Here is an 18,842-nt window from a genome sequence, read left to right on the forward strand (position 1 = left end):
TCACGGTGCGGGGGAAACAGCGGAGGTACACGTGCTGCGGTTCGGCTTGTTCGGCACCGGTCACTGGGCGATCGAGACGCACGGTAAGGCGCTGCACGCACACCCGGACGCGGAACTGGTCGGCGTGTGGGGGCGTAACCCCGAGCGGGCGTCCGCGCTGGCCGAGCGGTACGGGGTGCCCGCCTACGCCGAGGTCGACGCGCTGATCGAACAGTGCGAAGCGATCGCTGTCGCGCTGCCGCCGGACATTCAGGCCGACATCGCGGTCCGTGCCGCCACCGCCGGCCGTCACCTGCTGCTGGACAAGCCACTGGCGCTCTCCGTCGAGGACGCCGACCGGGTGGTCGCCGCCGCCGAGGCGTCCGGGGTCGCCTCGGTCGTGTTCTTCACCCAGCGGTTCCAGCCCAACGTCACCGCGTTCCTCGCCGCGACCGCCGCCGCCGGAGGCTGGCAGCACGGCCGCACCACCGCCTTCGCGTCGATCTTCCAGGAGGGCAGCCCGTACGGCGGCTCCCTGTGGCGTCGCGAGCACGGCGCGCTCTGGGACATCGCCCCGCACGCGCTCTCCATCCTCCTGCCGGTGCTGGGGCGGGTGACCCAGGTGGCGGCGATGGACGGGCCGAGCGGGATGGTGCACCTGCTGCTCACCCACGAGGGCGGCGCCACCAGCAGCGCCTCGCTGTCCCTGGATGCCCCGCGTGAGGCGATGGCCCGGGAGTTCGTGTTCTACGGCGAGAACGGGATCGAGACCGTCCCGGTCGGCGAGAACGACGCTGCCACGGCGTTCGGTGTCGCGATCGACCAGCTCGTCGAGCAGGTGCGCACCGGCACCCGCGACCACCGCTGCGACGTCCGCTTCGGCCGCGAGGTCGTCACGATCCTCGCCGCCGCCGAAACCGCCCGCGCCGAATCCCGCACCATCCCCCTCCAGTAACCCCACCCACCCCACACCCTCGTGATCAAGAGGTTTGCGTCACGACACGCCGTGCCGCGTGACCCAAACCTCTTGATCACCGCGGCAAGCCGGCGGGGAGACCGCGGCAAGTCGGCGGGGAGCCGGCGGGGCGGGGGCGGGGGGAAATGGGTGGGGGGTTGGGGTGGGGGTCGGTAGGGTGGTGGGCATGTTCACGCATGCCCTGATCGAGGGGGTCGGTACGTCGGCCGCCTGGGGTGCCCTGCTGGTGTCCCGTCCGCGCGTCCGGCGTCCGGCCCTGACGGGCTGGGACGTGACCTGCCGCTGATCGGTCCACTTCGCGGTGCGCTGGGGCTGTCGCCCCGCCGCCGCTGATCCTTCGCCACGGCACGAGGCTGTCGCCTCGTCATCGCGTACCCGCGCATCGTCCAGGGCCGTCCGAGTCCCGATCCACTCGGACAGGTCCGGCAATTCCGGCTGCCTGTCCAGCCCGTCGCCGAGCGGCGACAGACAGGACGACGACCCGTGGCGCCTCGCCCGTTTCGATCAACCGAACGCGACCGGTCCCGTCGCGTACTCAGCCAGAACTTTCTCGTCGACCGTGCGGCCGTCCAGCGGGTCATCCGCGCCGCCGACCCCGATCCGGCCGGGCTCCTGCTGGAGGTCGGCGCGGGCCGGGGGCAGCTCACCCGTCCGCTCGCGGCCCGGTGTGGGCGGCTGACGGCGTACGAGGTGGACCCGGCCGCCCGCCGCGCGTTGGCCGCGGTCTGCGCGGAGCTGTCCAACGTGGAGCACCGGCAGGCCGACTTCCTGGCCGCCGAGCCGCCACCGGAACCGTTCGCGGTGGTCGGCAACATCCCGTGGTCGCTGACCTCCGCCGTGGTGCGGTGGTGCCTGGCCGCGCCCCGGTTGCGGTCCGCGACCCTGCTCACCCAGCTGGAGTACGCGCGCCGGCGCAGTGGCGACTACGGCCGGTGGACCCGGCTCACCGTCTCGACCTGGCCGGAGTTCGGGTGGCGGCTGGCGGGGCGGGTGCCGCGTACCGCGTTCCGGCCGGTGCCGGCGGTCGACGCCGGGATCCTGCGCATCGAACGGCGGCCGGAGCCGCTGCTGCCGGTGGCGGCTCTGCCGGCGTACCGAAGGCTCGTGGGGTGGGGTTTCGAGGGCGTCGGCGGCTCGCTCGCCGCGACCCTGCGCCGGCACCACCCGCCGGCCCGGGTCGCGGCCGCCCTGCGCGCGACGCGGATCGCGTCGGACACCCCCGTGGGGTACGTCTGGCCGGAGCAGTGGCTGGTGCTGTTCCGGCTGCTGCACGCGCGGTGACCGGCCGCTCAGGCGAGGGTGATCAGCGCCTCGCTCAGCTCGGCCGGGGACTCGAACTGTTCGGCCGGCAACGCCTGCAACATCTGCAACAGGGCCGTGCTGGCCCCGTTCTCCTGCCCCCAACGGACGAGGTCCTCGCGGGAGACCGGGTAGTCGAGCCCGGCCAGGTACTCCTGCAACTGCACGCCGGTGACCGTCATGCCGGCCGGCTACCCGCTCGCCGCTCCCGTACACGCGCACGGCGTGTCGGTGGGGCGACGCGCCGACGGTTTGCCGGCGCGACCGCCGGGTAGCCGCTGCCATGCTGGTTCAGCGGCTCGGCGCGCCGAGCGACTTCGACCCATTGCTGGAGCGCGTCCGGGACGCCCGGGTGGTGATGATCGGCGAGTCCACCCACGGCAGCTACGACTACTACCGGCTGCGCGAGCAGCTCACCCGTCGGCTGATCGCGGAGTGCGGCTTCTCGTTCGTGGCCGTGGAGGGCGACTGGCCGGACTGCGACCGGGTGCACCGCTCGGTCACCGCCGCGCCGGGCGGGGCCCACGATCCACAGTTGGCGCTGGAGGGCTTCGAGCGGTGGCCGACCTGGATGTGGGCGAACGCCGAGGTGGCGCGCTTCTGCCGCTGGCTGCGAGCGTGGAACCTGGAGCGGCCGGAGGACGGGCGGGCGGGCTTCCACGGGCTCGACGTCTACAGCCTCTGGGAGTCGATGCAGGCGATCTTCGACTACCTGGGGGAGGAGGACCCGACCTCGTTGGAGGCGGCGCAGGACGCGTACCGGTGCTTCGAGCCGTACGGCAAGCGGGTCGAGGAGTACGGCGCGGCCAGCCGCTTCGTCTCGGCCCGCTGCGAGGAGGAGGTCGTCCGGCTGCTGGCGCGTACCCGGGAACAGGCCATGTCGGACGGCCCGGACCGCTTCTCGGCCTGGCAGAACGCGGAGGTGGTGGCCGGCGCGGAGCATTACTACCGGGCGATGGTGGCCGGCGGCCCGGACTCGTGGAACATCCGTGACACCCACATGCAGGACACCCTGGACCGGCTGCTGCAACGCTACGGCCCGGACGCCCGCGGGATCGTCTGGGCGCACAACACGCACGTGGGCGACGCGCGGGCCACCGACATGGCCGCGGACGGCATGGTCAACATTGGTCAGTTGGCCCGCGAGCGGCACGGCGACGACGCGGTGGCGTTGGTCGGGTTCGGCACCTACCGGGGCACGGTGATCGCCGCTCCCCGGTGGGGTTCGCCCGCCGAGGCGATGGTGGTGCCGCCGGCGCGGGAGGGTTCGGTGGAGCGGCGGTTGCACGAGCTGATGCCGGAGCGGGCGGTGCTCGTCTTCGGCGGCGACGACCAGCCGGGCTGGGTCACCGAACCCGTGGATCACCGGGCGATCGGGGTGGTCTACGACCCGTCCTTCGAGTCCTGGGGCAACTACGTGCCGACCCGGCTGGGCGAACGCTACGACGCCTTCATCTGGTGCGACGAGACGACTGCCCTGCACCCGCTGGCGGTCCCCGCCGTGCCCGGTGAGATGGAGACGTACCCGGCCGGCGTGTGAGCAGTGCCGAAAGGTGCGGCGCCCGCGCGGGCGCCGCACCTTTCGTGGTCGGGACGGATCAGACCCGGGTGGGGGTCTGGGTCGTCAGGTGGGTACGGAGCCCCTCGCCCTCGATGTCGACGTTCGGCAGGGCGCGGGAGAGCCAGCGGGGCAGCCACCAGGCGCGGTCACCGAGCAGGGACATCACGGCCGGGACGATGGTCATGCGGACCACGAAGGCGTCGATGGCCACGCCGATGGCCAGCGCGAAGCCCATCGACTTGATCACCGGGTCATCGAGGAAGACGAAGCCCCCGAACACCGAGATCATGATCAACGCGGCGGCGGTGACCACGCGGGCGCCGTGCCCCATGCCGCTGATCGTGGCCTGGCGGGCGGTCTCGCCGTGCACGAAGTCCTCGCGCATCCGGGACACCAGGAACACCTCGTAGTCCATCGCGAGCCCGAACAGGATGCCGATGAGCAGGATCGGCAGGAAGCTGATCAGCGGACCGGGCGTGTCCAGGCCCACCAGGTCGGCGAGGTGCCCCTGCTGGAACACCGCCACCGTGATGCCGAACGTGGCGGCGACGGTGAGCAGGAAGCCCAGCGCGGCCTTGACCGGCACCAGCAGCGAACGGAACACCAGCATCAGCAGCAGGACCGAGAGCCCGACCACCAGCAGCAGGTAGACCGGCAGCGCGTCGGAGAGCTTCTCGGAGACGTCGATGCCGATCGCGGTGACGCCGGTGAGCAGCACGTCCGCGTCGCGGATCCCGCTCACCGAGTCACGGATGTCGTGCACCACCGTCTCGGTGGCCTCGTCGGTCGGGCCGGTCTTCGGCACCACGCCGAGCAGCGCCGTCCGGCCGTCCGGGCTGAGTTGGGCGGGCGCCACCGCGAGGACGTTCTCGGTGCGCTGGAGCAGCGCGGTGACCTGCGGTACGGCGGCCGAGGTGGCCTGCGGCGAGTCACCGGCGACGACGACCGCCAGTCGACCGGTGAAGCCCGCGCCGAAGCCCTCGGTGATCAGGTCGTTCGACACCCGGGCCGGCGAGCCGACGGCCGCCGTCGAGGCGTCCGGCAGCGCCAACCGCATGTCCGGCGTGGGCAGCGCGAGCAGCCCCAGGCCGAGCAGGCCGACCAGGATGACAGGTACGCGGAACCGGGTGACGAACCGCGCCCAGCGGAAGCCGAACCGGGACCGGTCCTCGGTGGCCGCGTTCGTCTCGTTGGCCGGTCCGCTGGCGGTGGCGGCGGTCTCGTCGGTGGGGACGGCGCGCAGCCGGCGGGGGAGAACCCGGCGTCCGGCGAAGCCGAGCAGCGCCGGCTGGAGGGTGATGGCGACGAGCACGGCCACGGTGACGGTGCCGGCGGCGGCGAGACCCATCACGGTGAGGAACGGGATGTCCACCACGGCCAGTCCGGCGAGCGCGATGACGACGGTGGCGCCCGCGAAGACAACGGCGGAGCCGGCGGTGCCCACGGCCCGGCCGACGGCCTCGTCCGGGGGCAGACCGTCGAGCAGGTTCTGCCGGTGCCGGGAGGTGATGAACAGCGAGTAGTCGATGCCGACGGCGAGGCCGAGCATCAGCGCCAGGATCGGCGCCGTGCTGGTCAACTGGACGACGCCACTCAGCGCGAACAGCCCGGCCATGCCGGCGCCCACGCCGATCAGCGCGTTGAGCATGGTCATCCCGGCGGCCACCAGCGAGCCGAAGGTGATGATCAGGACGATCGCGGCGACCACGACGCCGAGCGCCTCGGTCGAGCCGATCTCCGGCTCCCCGCCCAGCACCTCGCCGCCCGGGGCGACCTGCCAACCCTGTGCCTTCGCCGCCGCGCCGACCTGCTCGTACGCGGTCTTCTGGTCGTCGGTCACCTCGTCCGCGCCGGTGGCGAACTGGACCTGGACCAGCGCGTACCGGCCGTCGGGCGAGACCGCGCCGACCTGGAGCGGGTTGACCGCGCCGACCACGCCGGGCAGCGTCCCGGCCTGCTGGACCAGCTCCTGCACCACGGCCTGGCCCTGTGGGGTGCCGAGTTGGCCGTCTCCGGGTGCCTTGACCGCGATGGTGCCGGTCGCGCCGCTGGCCGCCGGGAACTGCTCGGCGAGCAGGTCGAGAGCGCGCTGGCTCTCGGTGCCGGGCATGGTGAAGTTGCTCGCCGTCGGGCCGCGCAGGGTCGCCGCGGCCAGACCGGCGCCGACGAGTACGACGAGCCAGAGCGCGACGACGAGCCGTCGCCGGCGAAACGCGCCCCGGCCGAGCCGGTAGAGCAGGGTGGCCATCAGGAGTCCTTGTCCTCGGTCGTGGGTGGATGGGTCAGGGGTGCGTCGACGGGTTCGACGGCCCGCCGGACGAGGGCGAGCAGGGCGGCGCGCAGTTCGTCGTCGGGAATGTCGGCGAACTCGGCGCACGCCTCGGAGATGCCGGCCAGCAGCACCAGCGCGGCGATCCGGGCGCCCGGACGATCGGAGTGCCCGGCCAACGCGTCGCGCAGCCGGTCGGAGATCTCCTGGATGTGCGCGAACGCCGGCTGGCACAGCAGCTCGGGGAATTCACCGCGCAGCACCGCGATCTCCCGCCGGAACCGGACCGCGAGGTCGACGAAGCCCGCCGCGGCGACCTCCTGGGCGGCCGCGCCGGTCCGGCCGGTGAGCTGGTCGTCGAGGTCGCGCAGCACGCCGATCGCGGGTGCCATCAGCTCGGCGAGCAGGGCTTCCTTGTTGGCGAAGTGGTAGAGCACGGTGGCCTTGGAGCAGCCGACCTCGCGGGCGATGTCCTGCAACGAGGTGCCCCGGTAGCCGGTCACCGCGAACCGTCGCGCCGCCGCGGCGAGGATCTCGCCGTGCGTCTCGGACACCGCTCTGGCCATCACCGGTCCACCTCCGTGAACCAGCATGCCTGACCGATCGGTCAGACCCTGACCGATCGGTCAGAAGAACGTGGTGGCGTTCCCCACACCGGGGTCCGGTTTAGCCGGCGCGCTCGGCGTCGTACCTGGTCCGCGCCTCGGCGATGGCCCGGCGGTGCCGTTCGGCCCAACTGGTCAGCGCCACCAGCGACTCGTACAGCTCCAGCGCCATCGGCGTGGCCGTGTACTCCACCTTCGGCGGGACGGTCGGATAGACCGTGCGGTGCAGCAGGCCGTCGCGCTCCAGGTTGCGCAGGGTCAGGGTGAGCATCCGGCGGCTGATGCCCTCGATGTGCCGCTCCAGCTCGGTGAAGCGCACCGGGCCGTTCGACGCGGCCACCAGGATGCCGATGCTCCACTTGCCGCCGACCCGGTCCAGCACCTCGCGGACGGTGCACGCCCGAGCCTGCCCGGGGGTGAACGGCACGTTCCCGGCGGCGCAGGTGAACTCCGCCTCGACCTGCGCGGACACATCGCTGTTCCTCTGGGACATCACAGTGCCTCCTTCCGCTCCGGCTCATGGTCACAGACGATGACCTCGGTAACAAACCGTGCACCAAGGAGGCATCCGATGGACCGTACCGTCCCGGCCCGCTGGCCGGCCCTGCTCGTGCTCTGCGCCGGCAGCCTGATGATCATCCTGGACGGCAGTGTCGTGTCGGTGGCCCTGCCCTCCGTGCAACGCGACCTGGGCTTCACCGCCGCCGGACTGGCCTGGGTGGTCAACGCCTACCTGGTGGCGTTCGGCGGGCTGCTGCTGCTCGCCGGCCGCCTCGGCGACCTGCTCGGCCGGCGTCGGGTCTTCCTGGCCGGCGTCGTGCTGTTCACCCTGGCCTCGCTGGCCTGCGCGACGGCCACCGGACCGGCCCTGCTCGTCGGCGCGCGGTTCGGCCAGGGCGTCGGCGGCGCGCTCGCCATGGCGGTCAGCCTCGGGATGATCGTCCGGCTCTATCCCGAGTCGGTCGAGCGGGCCCGCGCCATCGCCGTCTTCAGCTTCACCGGGGCGGCCGGCGCCACGATCGGCACGGTCGCCGGCGGGGTGCTCACCGAGCTGGCCGGTTGGCGTTCGATCTTCCTGGTGAACCTGCCGATCGGGGCGGCGATCCTGCTCGCCGCCGTCCGCCAACTCCCCGCCGAACGGGGCATCGGCCTGCGGGCCGGCCTCGACGTGCCCGGCGCCCTGCTGGCCACCGCCGGCCTGATGGCCGCCGTGCTGGGCATCGTGGGGACCGGTGAGCACGGCTGGACCAGCCCGCGGACCCTCGGTGCGGCGGTGCTCGCGGCGCTGCTGCTCGGCGGCTTCGCCGTACGCCAACGGGTGGCGGCGACTCCGCTGCTGCCGGCGCGGGTGCTGCGCGTGCCGGGCCTGGTCGCGGCCAACGCGGTGCAGTTCCTCATGGTCGCCGCGTACTTCGGCTTCCAGTTCCTGCTCGCCGTCGAGCTGCAACTCGTGCTCGGGCTGGACGCGGCGGCCACCGGCTGGGCCTTCCTGCCCACCCCGGTGGTGATCGCGGTGGTGTCGCTCGGCCTGGCCGGTCGGCTGATCGGCCGGTGGGGCGCCCGGAGCGTGCTGCTGGTCGGGTTGAGCCTCGCGACCGTCGGCTTCCTGCTGCTCGCCCGGTTGCCCGCCGACGGCCGCTACCCCGCCGACGTACTCCCCGCGCTGGTGGTCTTCGGAGTGGCCGGCGGTCTGACCCTGCCGGCCGTCACCACGCTGGCCATGTTCGGCGCGACCGACGCCGACGCCGGGCTGGCGTCCGGGTTGGCCAACACCACCCAGCAGGTCGGCGGGGCGGTCGGCCTGGCCGCGCTGGCGACCCTGGCCGCGGCCCGCAGCGACGGCCTCCGGGCCGCCGGTCGGGCCGAGGCGGTGGCGCTGGCCGGTGGCTACCGGGTCGCGTACGCCGTGGCCGCCGCTCTGGTGCTCGCCGCGTTCCTGGTGGCGCTGGGCACGCCGCCCCGCCGCCCGGCCGGCCAGCGGCCCGACGTCGGTGCGCCGGTCGACGACGGCGGGCAGCGGAATCGTTCGGTGTCCAAGCGCCGCGTCCGGTTGACCGACGACGCCGGGGCCGGGAGGGTGATCGGGTGAGTGAGGCTGACGAGACCCGCGACGGCGTGGCCCTGACCAACCTGGACCAGCCGCTGTCCGACCGGGACGACGCGACCAAACGCGACCTGGTCGACTACCTCGACGCGGTCCGGGAGCCGATCATCGGGCAGTTGCGGGACCGTCCGCTGTCGGTGATCCGGGTCCGCCCCGGCCAGCCGCCGTTCATGCAGAAGAACCTGCCCCGCTACACCCCGGAGTGGGTCCGCCGGGTGCCGGTCTGGGCCGAGGCGTCGCACCGGGAGATCTCGTACGCCCTCTGCGACGACCGGCGCACCCTGCTCTGGTTCGCCAACCAGCGGGCCGTCGAGTACCACCCGACGCTGGCCACGGCGGCCGACCTGCACCGACCGACGCACCTGGTGCTCGACCTGGACCCGCCCGAGGGCGACGGGTTCCGCGCGGCCGTGGCCGCTGCCCTGCTGGTCCGCCAGGCGCTCGCCGACGCCGGCCTCGCCGGGGCCGTCAAGACCAGCGGCGCCAAGGGCGTGCACGTCTTCGTCCCGGTGGCGGGTGACCCCACCGCCGAGGAGTCGGCCGCCGCCACCCGGGCGCTCGCCGTCCGCGCCGAGCGGCTGGACCCGGCGCTGGCCACGACGGCGTACATCAAGGAAGACCGGGGCGGGAAGGTCTTCGTGGACGCCACCCGAGCCGGCGGGGCGACGGTCGTGGCCGCGTACAGCCCGCGACTGCGGCCCGGGATGCCGGTCTCCTTCCCGGTCGACTGGTCCGACCTGACCGAGGTGACCCCGGCGGACTTCACCATCCGGACGGTGCCGCCACTGGTCGCCGGGACCGACCCGTGGGTCGCGCTGATGCCGGCGCCGCAGTCGCTCCCCGCCGACCTCGTCGCGGAGGGCCGGACCATCCCGGTGGCCCGGGTGCAGGCCATGCACGAGGGCAAGCGCCGGGCCCGCGCCCGCCGCGAGACCGGCTGACGGTACGCGCTGTTTCCTTGATCGAGCACGATCATCGGAGGCGCGCGGTCCTCGACGGTCCCTGTCGTCGGGGGTCTGTGGCACGATTTTCCAGGTGACCAGCCGATCCGCCGAGAGCCAGCGCCTGAGCGATCTCGCGCGGCTACGCCGCGTCCGTGACCGCATCGACCGGGAGTACGCGCAGCCGTTGGACGTCGAGGCGCTCGCCCGGGGCGTCCACATGTCGGCCGGGCACCTCAGTCGGGAGTTCCGGCTCGCCTACGGCGAATCTCCGTACAGCTATCTCATGACCCGGCGCGTGGAGCGCGCCATGGCGCTGCTGCGCCGCGGCGACCTGAGCGTCACCGATGTCTGTTTCGCGGTCGGCTGCTCGTCGCTCGGCACCTTCAGCACCCGCTTCACCGAGCTGGTCGGTGTGCCGCCGAGCACCTACCGGCGGGAGGCGGCGCTCGCGACGGCCGGGCTGCCGTCGTGCACGGCCAAGCAGGTGACCAGACCGGTCAGGAATCGAGAAGCGCAGGTCACGCCGCCACCCCTAGCGTGACTGCCACGGGTCGGGTCGGCGTGGCGAGCCGCGTCGGCCGTGACCCCGGGGCCCCGCCCGCCCGAGAAGACGGAGACACCATGAGCAAGGCCACGGACCCGCCCGCGGCGCACGTCGCCGACCGGCACGACCTGATCCGGGTGCAGGGCGCGCGCGTGAACAACCTCAAGGACGTCACGGTCGAGCTTCCGAAGCGCCGACTGACGGTGTTCACCGGGGTCTCCGGCTCCGGTAAGAGCTCGCTGGTGTTCGGCACCATCGCGGCCGAGTCGCAGCGGATGATCAACGAGACCTACAGCGCCTTCGTGCAGGGCTTCATGCCGACGCTGACCCGGCCCGAGGTCGACGTGCTGGACGGGCTGACCACCGCGATCATCGTCGACCAGGAGCGGATGGGCGCGAACGCCCGCTCCACGGTCGGCACCGCCACCGACGCCAACGCGATGCTGCGCATCCTCTTCAGCCGGCTCGGGCAGCCGCACATCGGCTCGCCGAACGCGTTCTCCTTCAACGTCCCCTCGGTGCGGGCGACCGGCGCGATCACGGTGGAGCGCGGCGCGGGCCGGACGAAGACCGAGAAGGCGACCTTCAACCGTCTCGGCGGCATGTGTCCGCGCTGCGAGGGCATGGGCGCGGTCACCGACTTCGACCTGTCGGCACTGTACGACGACAGCAGGTCGCTCAACGAGGGCGCGATCACGATCCCCGGCTACAGCATGGAGGGCTGGTACGGCCGGATCTTCCGCGGCTGCGGCTACTTCGACCCGGACAAGCCGATCCGCAAATACACTAAGAAGGAGCTGCAGGACCTGCTCCACCGGGAGCCGACCAAGATCAAGGTCGACGGCATCAACCTGACGTACGTCGGCCTCATCCCGCAGATCCAGAAGTCGTTCCTCGCCAAGGACATCGACACGCTGCAACCGCACATCCGCGCCTTCGTCGACCGTGCGGTGACGTTCACGACCTGCCCCGACTGCGGCGGCACCCGGCTCAGCGCGGAGGCCCGGTCGTCGAAGATCGAGGGGAAGAACATCGCCGACGTCTGCGCGATGCAGATCAGCGACCTGGCGGCCTGGGTCCGGGGCATCAGGGAGCCGTCGGTGGCGCCGCTGCTCACCGGGCTGCAACATCTCCTCGACTCGTTCGAGGAGATCGGGTTGGGCTACCTGTCGCTCGACCGGCCCTCGGGCACGCTCTCCGGTGGCGAGGCGCAGCGCACCAAGATGATCCGCCACCTCGGGTCGTCGCTCACCGACGTCACGTACGTCTTCGACGAGCCGACGATCGGGCTGCACCCGCACGACATCGCGCGGATGAACGGCCTGCTGCTGCGCCTGCGGGACAAGGGCAACACCGTCCTGGTGGTGGAGCACAAGCCGGAGGCGATCGCCATCGCCGACCACGTCGTCGATCTCGGGCCGGGCGCCGGCACCGCCGGAGGCGAGGTGGTGTTCGAGGGCACCGTCGACGGGCTGCGCGCCAGCGACACGCTGACCGGCCGGCACCTGGACGACCGGGCCCGCCTGAAGACATCCGTACGGACGCCGTCGGGTGTGCTGGAGGTGCGGGGCGCGAACACCCACAACCTGCGCGACGTCGACGTCGACATCCCGCTCGGCGTGCTCGTGGTGGTGACCGGTGTGGCCGGTTCGGGAAAAAGTTCGCTGATCCACGGCTCGGTGTCCGACCGCGACGGGGTGGTGTCGGTCGACCAGAGCGCGATCCGCGGTTCCCGCCGGAGCAACCCGGCGACGTACACGGGCCTGCTCGACCCGATCCGCAAGGCGTTCGCGAAGGCCAACGGTGTGAAGCCGGCCCTGTTCAGCGCCAACTCCGAGGGCGCCTGCCCCGGCTGCAACGGCGCCGGCGTCATCTACACCGACCTGGGGATGATGGCCGGTGTCGCCGCCACCTGCGAGGAGTGCGAGGGGAGGCGGTTCCAGGCGTCGGTCCTGGAGTACCGGTTCGGCGGCCGTGACATCAGCGAGGTGCTCGCCATGTCGGTGCGCGAGGCCGAGGCGTTCTTCTCCGCGGGTGAGGCGCGTACGCCCGCCGCGCACGCCATCCTCAACCGGCTCGTCGACGTCGGGCTCGGCTACCTCAGCCTCGGCCAGCCGCTGACCACCCTGTCCGGCGGCGAGCGGCAGCGGCTCAAGCTGGCCACCCGCATGGCCGAGAAAGGCGGCGTGTACGTCCTGGACGAGCCGACCACCGGCCTGCACCTCGCCGACGTCGAGCAACTGCTCGGCCTGCTGGACCGACTGGTCGACTCCGGCAAGTCGGTGATCGTCGTCGAGCATCACCAGGCGGTCATGGCGCACGCCGACTGGATCATCGACCTCGGCCCGGGCGCCGGCCACGACGGCGGCCGGATCGTCTTCGAGGGCACCCCGGCCGATCTCGTCGCTGCCCGCTCCACCCTCACCGGCGAGCACCTGGCGGCGTACGTCGGCACCTGATCATGTGCCGTCCGCCGTCGCCCGATTGTCTACCCGGCCGTCGGTTGGGCGGCGGCGGGCCGCCGTGGCGGCGAGAACCCCGCAGGCGCCGTTCTTGATCCACCGCGCGTCGCCGGTGGGGGTTCGACGCGAGCCGGCGCCGGGGCGTGGGGTCCGGGGCTCGGCCCCGGAGCAGAAATGACAAGCGCCCCAGGTCCGCGCTTCTCAGCGGACATGGAGCGCGAAAGCTTGTGCCCCCGGCAGGATTCGAACCTGCGCCCCCGCCTCCGGAGGGCGGTGCTCTATCCCCTGAGCTACGGGGGCTCAGCGACTGGAGAAGACTAGCAAACCTCCTGGGCGTACGCCGAATCGGTATCGGGTGAGCCGGTCGTGTCGGTGACCGGCCCACCCGGTGCTCAGGCCGCGATCGCCCGCCCGCAACTGGGCAGCGGGTGCAGGACGATCCGTCGGGGCAGCCGGCGCGGCCACTCGTTGCGCGGCCAGGACCCGTCCACGATCAGGTGCACCGTGCGCTGCTCCTCGCCGCTGAGCCGCAGCACGAAGTCGCGGGGGAGCGGCGGGTCGACCGTCGGTGTGGTGATCATGAAGCGCACCCGGCCCCGGGACGACACGGCGGAGATCACGTCGGCCGCCGGCATCGTGCCCCGCAGCCGCACCCGGCCGATCCAGTAGACCTCGGCCAGATGCTCCTGGGCCGTCCGGGTGATCGCCGGGTACTCGCTGCGTACCCAGCGCTCGACCGCGCTGACGCAGAGCCCGCAGGCCCGCTCGCGCGGTTCCCGCGGACCCAACCCCCAGGCCCGCAGGTACGCCCCGACCGCTCCCGCGTCCAGCGGGAGGTCGAACCGGCGCTGGATGAGCGTGGTGAGGCTCTGCCGCGTCCACAGCTCCTCGTCGAGGCCGAACTCGTCGGGGTGGACGCCCCGGAGTGTGTCGATCAGTTCGAGTTCCTGTTCGCGGCTGAGCGTTCCCGGCTCGCCCTGCCGCTGTCCGCGACGGACGGCTGCCACCGCCCCGTCACCGCCGATGGTGTGGCGTCGGCACCAACTGGTGACCGAGCGCCGTGCGTCTCTGAGTGCAACCCCCACGTCTTGGGCAACGAGCACGAATCACAACTGGTCACGATATGTGCGGAGAAAACTCTCTAAGCAACGTAATCGCCTGTCTGACGCAAAACGCCCACAAGGGGCGAGTGTGGGTCGACAGGGGTGCGGGAGCTGCGGGTACGGCCGGCGGGCGCGGCGCCGGTCGCCTTCGACTCGTCGCGTCCGACGCCAGGTCGCCGATGTGGCGGTGTCCGAACGCCTGGATACCGCCACCTCGCCGACCTGGTGTGGATCATGCGGGTCGAGAGGCGGGTGCCCGCCGTGCCCAGGACGGGGCGGTCCGGTGCCGGACATGACGCGGGCCCGCGTCCCGCCGATGAGTGGCGGTGACGCGGGCCCGGTGTGCCCGTGCGGAGGGTCAGCCCTTGGCCTGCGCCTGGAGCTGCCGGAGGTTGTTCAGCTCGGACTGCTGGGTGGCCTTCATGGTCTGGGCCACGCGTACCACCTCGGCGTTGTCGGTCTCCGCGAGCGCCGCGTCGATCATGTGGATCCCGCCGAGGTGGTGGTTGTACATCAGGGCCAGGAACTGCCGGTCCACCTCGATGCCCTTGGCGTCGCGCAACGAGGCCATCTGCTGCGGGGTGGCCATGCCCGGCATCAGCCCGTCCTTGACCGCGGCCCCGTCGGACATCCACGACATCGGCGGCTGCGACCCGGTCGGGCTCAGCTGCCACTCGCGCAGCCAGGTCTGCATGGCGCCGATCTCGCCCTGCTGGCCGGTGGCGATGTCGACGGCGATCTGGCGGACCTCGGGCAGCGTCGCCGAGCGGTACGCGATCAGACTCATCTCCACGGCCTGGGCGTGGTGGGTGGTCATGTCCCGCGCGAAGCCCGCCTCGACCGAGGCGTCACCGGGCCGGGTGAGCCGGGGGGTGAGCAGACCTCCGGCGCACCCGAGCAGCAGCCCCACCACCAGCAGGGCAGCCAGCGCGAGCACTCCGTAGCGCCGCGCCGGGGCCCGGCCGTCCTCGTCCGGGACGGCCTCAACCTCGTCGTACTCGTTGTCGGTGGTGGCGGGGGCTGTCATCGACGTCCTTACTGGGTGGGCGGCTGCTGCTGAAGGTCACGCGGGGTAGTGCCGGTGGCGGTCACGCCCTGGTTGCACAGCGCGGTCGGGCCCTCGACGGAGGCGTTCACCCGCAGGTCCTTGATGAACTCGTCGATCCGCTTGTCGTCGGCGTTGTCGACCTTGAGCTGGTAGCCCCACGCCTGGAGCGAGATCGGCTTGTCCAGACCCTCGTACGGGCTCATCAGCATCTTCTCGACGCCACGCACCTTGCCGGCGAGCTTGTCGACCTGGTCCTTCGGCAGGTCCGGGCGGTAGGTGATCCACACCGCGCCGTGCTCCAGGCTGTGCACCGCGTGCTCGTTGGCGATCGGGGCGTCGTAGACGTCACCCATGCAGTTCTGCCAGGCCGCGTTGTGCACCCCGCCCACCGGCGGCGAGTACTTGTAGGTCAGCGGGCCCGACTTGTGGGACTCGTAGTCGAGGCTCGTCTTGTCGGTCTTGCGGATGTTGACGATGCCGTCGATGGCGTTGGCCTTCTTGTCCCACGGCTTGGAGCCCTGGAACGACGCCCAGGCGCCGTAGCCGATGATGCCGGCCGCGAGGACGCCGACGGCGACGAAGAGCGCGATCGGGCCCCAGGCCCGGCCCTGACTCACCTTGACCGGGCTGACGGGCTTGCGGGGGCCCTTGCCACCCGCCCGGGGGGAGCCCGCCGGCTTGCCGGAACCGGCCTTGGCGCCGGACGCCGGCCGGCCCGCGGCCGGCTTCTTGCCGGTGCTGACCACGGTCGGGCGGCGCTCAGGGCCGCCCGGGGTGCTGATGCTCATCGTGCCTCGTCAGGTCGGTCGGTCAGGGGAGTGGCGGGCCGGATGACGCGCAGGGTTGCCGCCGAGTGCCCGAGTCTACCCCCGATAACATGGTTGGGTGACTCCTGCAGAACTAGCCTCGGTCGTCCTCACCGCCGCCCACGCCGTCTTCACCGACCGTGGTCTGGATCACGCCGCGCTGCCGGAGCGCACGGTGGTGGAGCGACCGCGCAACCCCGAGCACGGCGACTACGCCTCCACGCTCGCTCTGCAGTTGAGCAAGAAGGTGGGCGTCCCGCCGCGCGAGCTGGCCACCGCCCTGGCCGACGAGCTGGGCCGGGCACCGGGTGTCAAATCGGTGGAAATCGCCGGGCCGGGCTTCCTGAACATCCGGCTGGACGCCGCCGCCGCCGGCCAGCTCGCCCGGGTGATCGTCGAGGCCGGCGCGGAGTACGGCCGCAGCGACCGGCTCGCCGGCGAGAAGATCAACTTGGAGTTCGTCTCGGCGAACCCGACCGGCCCGGTGCACATCGGCGGGGTCCGCTGGGCGGCCGTCGGTGACGCGCTGAGCCGGCTGCTGCGGGCCACCGGCGCCGACGTCGGCACGGAGTACTACTTCAACGACGCCGGTTCGCAGATCGACAGGTTCGCCCGCTCGCTGCTCGCCGCCGCCAAGGGCGAGCCCGCGCCGGAGGACGGCTACGGCGGCGCGTACATCGCCGAGATCGCCGCCGAGGTGCAGGCCCGCCGGCCCGAGGTGCTCGGCCTGGACGACGCCGCCGCCCAGGAGGTGTTCCGGGTCGAGGGCGTCGCGCTGATGTTCGACGAGATCCGCTCGTCACTGCGCGACTTCGGGGTGGAGTTCGACACCTACTTCAACGAGAAGGACCTGCACGACCGGGGCGAGCTGGACCTCGCGCTGGCCCGGCTGCGCGAGCAGGGCCGGGTCTACGAGTCCGAGGGCGCGACCTGGCTGCGCACCACCGACTTCGGTGACGACAAGGACCGGGTGCTGCGCAAGTCCAACGGCGAGTGGACGTACTTCGCCGCGGACTGCGCCTACTACCTGGACAAGCGGGAGCGCGGCTTCGAGCGGGTCGTGATCATGTTGGGCGCCGACCACCACGGCTACATCGGCCGGATGAAGGCGATGGCGGCGTGCTTCGGCGACGACCCGGAGCGCAACCTGGAGATCCTCATCGGCCAGCTGGTCAACCTGCTGCGCGACGGCGCCCCGATGCGGATGAGCAAGCGGGCCGGCACCGTGATCACCCTGGAGGACCTGGTCGACGCCATCGGCGTGGACGCCTCCCGGTACGCGCTGGCCCGCTACTCCAGCGACTCGCCCATCGACATCGACATCGAGCTGTGGACCCGGGCGAGCCGCGACAACCCGGTCTACTACGTGCAGTACGTCGCCGCCCGGACGGCGGGCGTGGCCCGCAACGCCGCCGAGGTGGGGCTGGTTCCGGGTGACGCCGACGCGTTCCGCCCCGAGCTGCTCGACCACGAGAAGGAGAACGAGCTACTCAAGGCGCTCGCCGAGTTCCCGGCGGTGGTGGCCACCGCGGCGGAGCTGCGCGAGCCGCACCGGGTGGCCCGCTACCTGGAGGAGAGCGTCGCGGCGTCCTTCCACCGGTTCTACGACAACTGCCGGGTGCTGCCGATGGGCGACGAGGAGGTCACCGACCTGCACCGCGCCCGGCTCTGGCTCAACAACGCCACCCGCACCGTGATCGCCAACGGCCTGCACCTGCTCGGCGTCTCCGCACCCGAGAGGATGTGACATGAGGGCTCATGAGGCTGGTGCGCTGCACGCGGACATCAGCAAGCAGGGGCCGGCCTGGCTGCGTACCCCGGCCGACGTCAACGCCCTCGTGCCGGCGCTGTGGCCGCGCAGCGTGACGCGTGGCGCGGACGGCGCGGTCGCCGTCGCGGGCCTGAGCGTCCGCGACATCGCGGCCGAGTTCGGCACCCCGGTGTACGTCCTCGACGAGGCCGACCTGCGCTCGCGCTGCCGCGACTTCCGGGCGGCCTTCCCGACCGAGGACGTCTTCTACGCGGGCAAGGCGTTCCTCTGCCGCGCGGTGGTCCGGATGATCGCCGAGGAGGGGCTGCACCTCGACGTCTGCACGGGCGGTGAGCTGGCCACCGCGCTCTCGGCGGGGATGCCGCCGGAGCGGATCGGCTTCCACGGCAACAACAAGTCGGCGGCCGAGCTGTCCCGGGCGCTGGACGCCGGGGTGGGGCGGATCATCGTCGACTCGTTCACCGAGATCGACCGGCTGACCGAACTGGCCCGCGAGCGTGGGGTGCGGCCCCGGGTGCTGGTCCGGGTCACGGTCGGCGTCGAGGCGCACACCCACGAGTTCATCGCCACCGCCCACGAAGACCAGAAGTTCGGCTTCTCGCTGGCCGGCGGCGCCGCCGCCAACGCCGCCTTCAAGATCCTCGACGAGGACGTGCTGGAGCTGCGCGGTCTGCACTCGCACATCGGCTCGCAGATCTTCGACGCCAGCGGCTTCGAGGTCTCGGCCCGCCGGGTGCTCGCCCTGCAGGCGCAGATCCGTGACGCGCGCGGGGTGGAGCTGCCCGAGCTGGACCTGGGCGGTGGGTTCGGCATCGCGTACACGACCCAGGACGACCCGGCCACCCCACAGGACCTGGCCAAGCGGCTGCGCAAGATCGTCGACTCGGAGTGCGCGGCGGAGAACCTGGCCGTGCCGCACCTGTCGATCGAGCCGGGACGGGCCATCGTCGGGCCCGCCGTGTTCACCCTCTACGAGGTCGGCACGGTCAAGGACCTCGACGGCATCCGCACGTACGTCAGCGTCGACGGCGGGATGAGCGACAACATCCGCACCGCGCTCTACGACGCGTCCTACTCGGCGACGCTGGCCTCCCGGGCGTCGAGCGCCCAGCCGTTGCTCGCCCGCGTGGTGGGAAAGCACTGTGAGTCCGGGGACATCGTGGTGAAGGATGAATTCCTGCCCGCCGACGTGCAGCCCGGAGATCTTGTCGCAGTGCCCGGCACCGGCGCCTACTGCCGGAGCATGGCCAGCAACTACAACCACGTACCCCGACCGCCGGTCGTGGCGGTGCGTGACGGCCAGGCGCGTCTGATCGTCCGGCGGGAGACCGAAGACGATCTGCTGGCATTGGATGTGGGATGACGTCACCT

The 18,842-nt window shown here is 72.2% G+C and carries 16 protein-coding genes and 1 tRNA gene; 9 read left to right on the forward strand and 8 right to left on the reverse strand.

Annotation, left to right across the window (positions count from 1 at the left end; all coding sequences use genetic code 11):
* Positions 1-31: 31 nt before the first annotated feature.
* Together ACFYPR_RS04400 and erm are read left to right on the forward strand one after the other, a co-directional pair.
* A complete protein-coding gene (locus tag ACFYPR_RS04400; RefSeq protein WP_387185033.1) occupies positions 32-934 on the forward strand; it encodes a Gfo/Idh/MocA family protein in 903 nt (300 codons plus the stop codon).
* A gap of 504 nt (positions 935-1,438) precedes the next feature.
* Positions 1,439-2,236 (forward strand): ErmE/ErmH/ErmO/ErmR family 23S rRNA (adenine(2058)-N(6))-methyltransferase, encoded by a 798-nt coding sequence (gene erm, locus ACFYPR_RS04405; protein WP_387258561.1) that lies wholly within the window; start codon positions 1,439-1,441, stop codon positions 2,234-2,236.
* A gap of 8 nt (positions 2,237-2,244) precedes the next feature.
* Here the strand turns inward: erm and ACFYPR_RS04410 are convergent, their stop codons facing one another.
* Complete coding sequence (locus tag ACFYPR_RS04410) at positions 2,245-2,436, reverse strand: DUF2795 domain-containing protein (RefSeq protein ID WP_354860441.1); 192 nt, start codon at positions 2,434-2,436, stop codon at positions 2,245-2,247.
* Between the two features lie 101 nt (positions 2,437-2,537).
* Here ACFYPR_RS04410 and ACFYPR_RS04415 point away from each other — a divergent pair, with 101 nt between their 5' ends.
* Positions 2,538-3,794, forward strand: a complete 1,257-nt coding sequence (locus ACFYPR_RS04415) for an erythromycin esterase family protein (RefSeq protein ID WP_387258563.1) — start codon at positions 2,538-2,540, stop codon at positions 3,792-3,794.
* A gap of 58 nt (positions 3,795-3,852) precedes the next feature.
* Here ACFYPR_RS04415 and ACFYPR_RS04420 read toward each other — a convergent pair whose 3' ends face one another.
* The 3 genes from ACFYPR_RS04420 to ACFYPR_RS04430 form a co-directional block, all read right to left on the reverse strand.
* Complete coding sequence (locus ACFYPR_RS04420; RefSeq protein ID WP_387185026.1) at positions 3,853-6,063, reverse strand: MMPL family transporter; 2,211 nt, start codon at positions 6,061-6,063, stop codon at positions 3,853-3,855.
* The gene (locus ACFYPR_RS04425; RefSeq protein WP_354859238.1) at positions 6,063-6,650 is read right to left on the reverse strand and encodes a helix-turn-helix domain-containing protein; all 588 of its coding nucleotides are present in this window, start codon (positions 6,648-6,650) and stop codon (positions 6,063-6,065) included. The genes ACFYPR_RS04420 and ACFYPR_RS04425 overlap by 1 nt, the downstream gene beginning before the upstream one ends.
* A 100-nt stretch (positions 6,651-6,750) precedes the next feature.
* Positions 6,751-7,185 (reverse strand): helix-turn-helix domain-containing protein, encoded by a 435-nt coding sequence (locus tag ACFYPR_RS04430; RefSeq protein ID WP_354859241.1) that lies wholly within the window; start codon positions 7,183-7,185, stop codon positions 6,751-6,753.
* A 75-nt stretch (positions 7,186-7,260) separates the two neighbouring features.
* Here ACFYPR_RS04430 and ACFYPR_RS04435 point away from each other — a divergent pair, with 75 nt between their 5' ends.
* The 4 genes from ACFYPR_RS04435 (at position 7,261) to ACFYPR_RS04450 (ending at position 12,740) form a co-directional block, all read left to right on the forward strand.
* On the forward strand, positions 7,261-8,778 hold the full coding sequence (locus ACFYPR_RS04435; RefSeq protein ID WP_387258565.1) for an MFS transporter: 1,518 nt from the start codon (positions 7,261-7,263) through the stop codon (positions 8,776-8,778).
* Positions 8,775-9,734 carry a DNA polymerase domain-containing protein gene (locus ACFYPR_RS04440; RefSeq protein WP_387258566.1) on the forward strand — a complete coding sequence of 320 codons (960 nt, stop codon included), beginning with the start codon at positions 8,775-8,777 and terminating at the stop codon, positions 9,732-9,734. The genes ACFYPR_RS04435 and ACFYPR_RS04440 overlap by 4 nt, the downstream gene beginning before the upstream one ends.
* A gap of 94 nt (positions 9,735-9,828) precedes the next feature.
* On the forward strand, positions 9,829-10,278 hold the full coding sequence (locus tag ACFYPR_RS04445; RefSeq protein ID WP_234585913.1) for a helix-turn-helix transcriptional regulator: 450 nt from the start codon (positions 9,829-9,831) through the stop codon (positions 10,276-10,278).
* Positions 10,279-10,358: 80 nt separating this feature from the next.
* Positions 10,359-12,740, forward strand: coding sequence for an ATP-binding cassette domain-containing protein (locus ACFYPR_RS04450; protein WP_387258568.1), 2,382 nt, complete (start codon positions 10,359-10,361; stop codon positions 12,738-12,740).
* 231 nt (positions 12,741-12,971) lie between these two features.
* Here the strand turns inward: ACFYPR_RS04450 and ACFYPR_RS04455 are convergent.
* From ACFYPR_RS04455 to ACFYPR_RS04470, 4 genes are all read right to left on the reverse strand, one after another.
* Positions 12,972-13,043, reverse strand: a tRNA-Arg gene (locus ACFYPR_RS04455).
* 92 nt (positions 13,044-13,135) lie between these two features.
* Positions 13,136-13,828: a winged helix-turn-helix domain-containing protein gene (locus tag ACFYPR_RS04460; protein WP_266245768.1), complete on the reverse strand. Its 693-nt coding sequence runs from the start codon at positions 13,826-13,828 to the stop codon at positions 13,136-13,138.
* Positions 13,829-14,204: 376 nt separating this feature from the next.
* Complete coding sequence (locus tag ACFYPR_RS04465) at positions 14,205-14,873, reverse strand: DUF305 domain-containing protein (protein WP_387258570.1); 669 nt, start codon at positions 14,871-14,873, stop codon at positions 14,205-14,207.
* Positions 14,874-14,881: 8 nt separating this feature from the next.
* The gene (locus tag ACFYPR_RS04470) at positions 14,882-15,682 is read right to left on the reverse strand and encodes a DUF3105 domain-containing protein (protein ID WP_387258572.1); all 801 of its coding nucleotides are present in this window, start codon (positions 15,680-15,682) and stop codon (positions 14,882-14,884) included.
* A 97-nt stretch (positions 15,683-15,779) separates the two neighbouring features.
* On the opposite strand from ACFYPR_RS04470, the gene argS reads away from it, so the two are divergent.
* Positions 15,780-17,447, forward strand: a complete 1,668-nt coding sequence (gene argS, locus ACFYPR_RS04475; protein ID WP_387258573.1) for an arginine--tRNA ligase — start codon at positions 15,780-15,782, stop codon at positions 17,445-17,447.
* A gap of 1 nt (position 17,448) precedes the next feature.
* Positions 17,449-18,834, forward strand: a complete 1,386-nt coding sequence (gene lysA, locus ACFYPR_RS04480) for a diaminopimelate decarboxylase (RefSeq protein ID WP_355137972.1) — start codon at positions 17,449-17,451, stop codon at positions 18,832-18,834.
* Positions 18,835-18,842: the final 8 nt, after the last annotated feature.

The organism is Micromonospora sp. NPDC005254 (assembly GCF_042872525.1).
In the GTDB taxonomy this organism is placed as follows: domain Bacteria; phylum Actinomycetota; class Actinomycetes; order Mycobacteriales; family Micromonosporaceae; genus Micromonospora.

Bases quoted from the DNA above. Each gene is read 5' to 3' on its own strand.
- ACFYPR_RS04410 (WP_354860441.1), bottom strand. From the start codon at position 2,436: ATGACGGTCACCGGCGTGCAGTTGCAGGAGTACCTGGCCGGGCTCGAC.
- ACFYPR_RS04415 (WP_387258563.1), top strand. From the start codon at position 2,538: ATGCTGGTTCAGCGGCTCGGCGCGCCGAGCGACTTCGACCCATTGCTG.
- ACFYPR_RS04420 (WP_387185026.1), bottom strand. From the start codon at position 6,063: ATGGCCACCCTGCTCTACCGGCTCGGCCGGGGCGCGTTTCGCCGGCGA.
- ACFYPR_RS04425 (WP_354859238.1), bottom strand. From the start codon at position 6,650: ATGGCCAGAGCGGTGTCCGAGACGCACGGCGAGATCCTCGCCGCGGCG.
- ACFYPR_RS04435 (WP_387258565.1), top strand. From the start codon at position 7,261: ATGGACCGTACCGTCCCGGCCCGCTGGCCGGCCCTGCTCGTGCTCTGC.
- ACFYPR_RS04450 (WP_387258568.1), top strand. From the start codon at position 10,359: ATGAGCAAGGCCACGGACCCGCCCGCGGCGCACGTCGCCGACCGGCAC.
- ACFYPR_RS04465 (WP_387258570.1), bottom strand. From the start codon at position 14,873: ATGACAGCCCCCGCCACCACCGACAACGAGTACGACGAGGTTGAGGCC.
- ACFYPR_RS04470 (WP_387258572.1), bottom strand. From the start codon at position 15,682: ATGAGCATCAGCACCCCGGGCGGCCCTGAGCGCCGCCCGACCGTGGTC.
- lysA (WP_355137972.1), top strand. From the start codon at position 17,449: ATGAGGGCTCATGAGGCTGGTGCGCTGCACGCGGACATCAGCAAGCAG.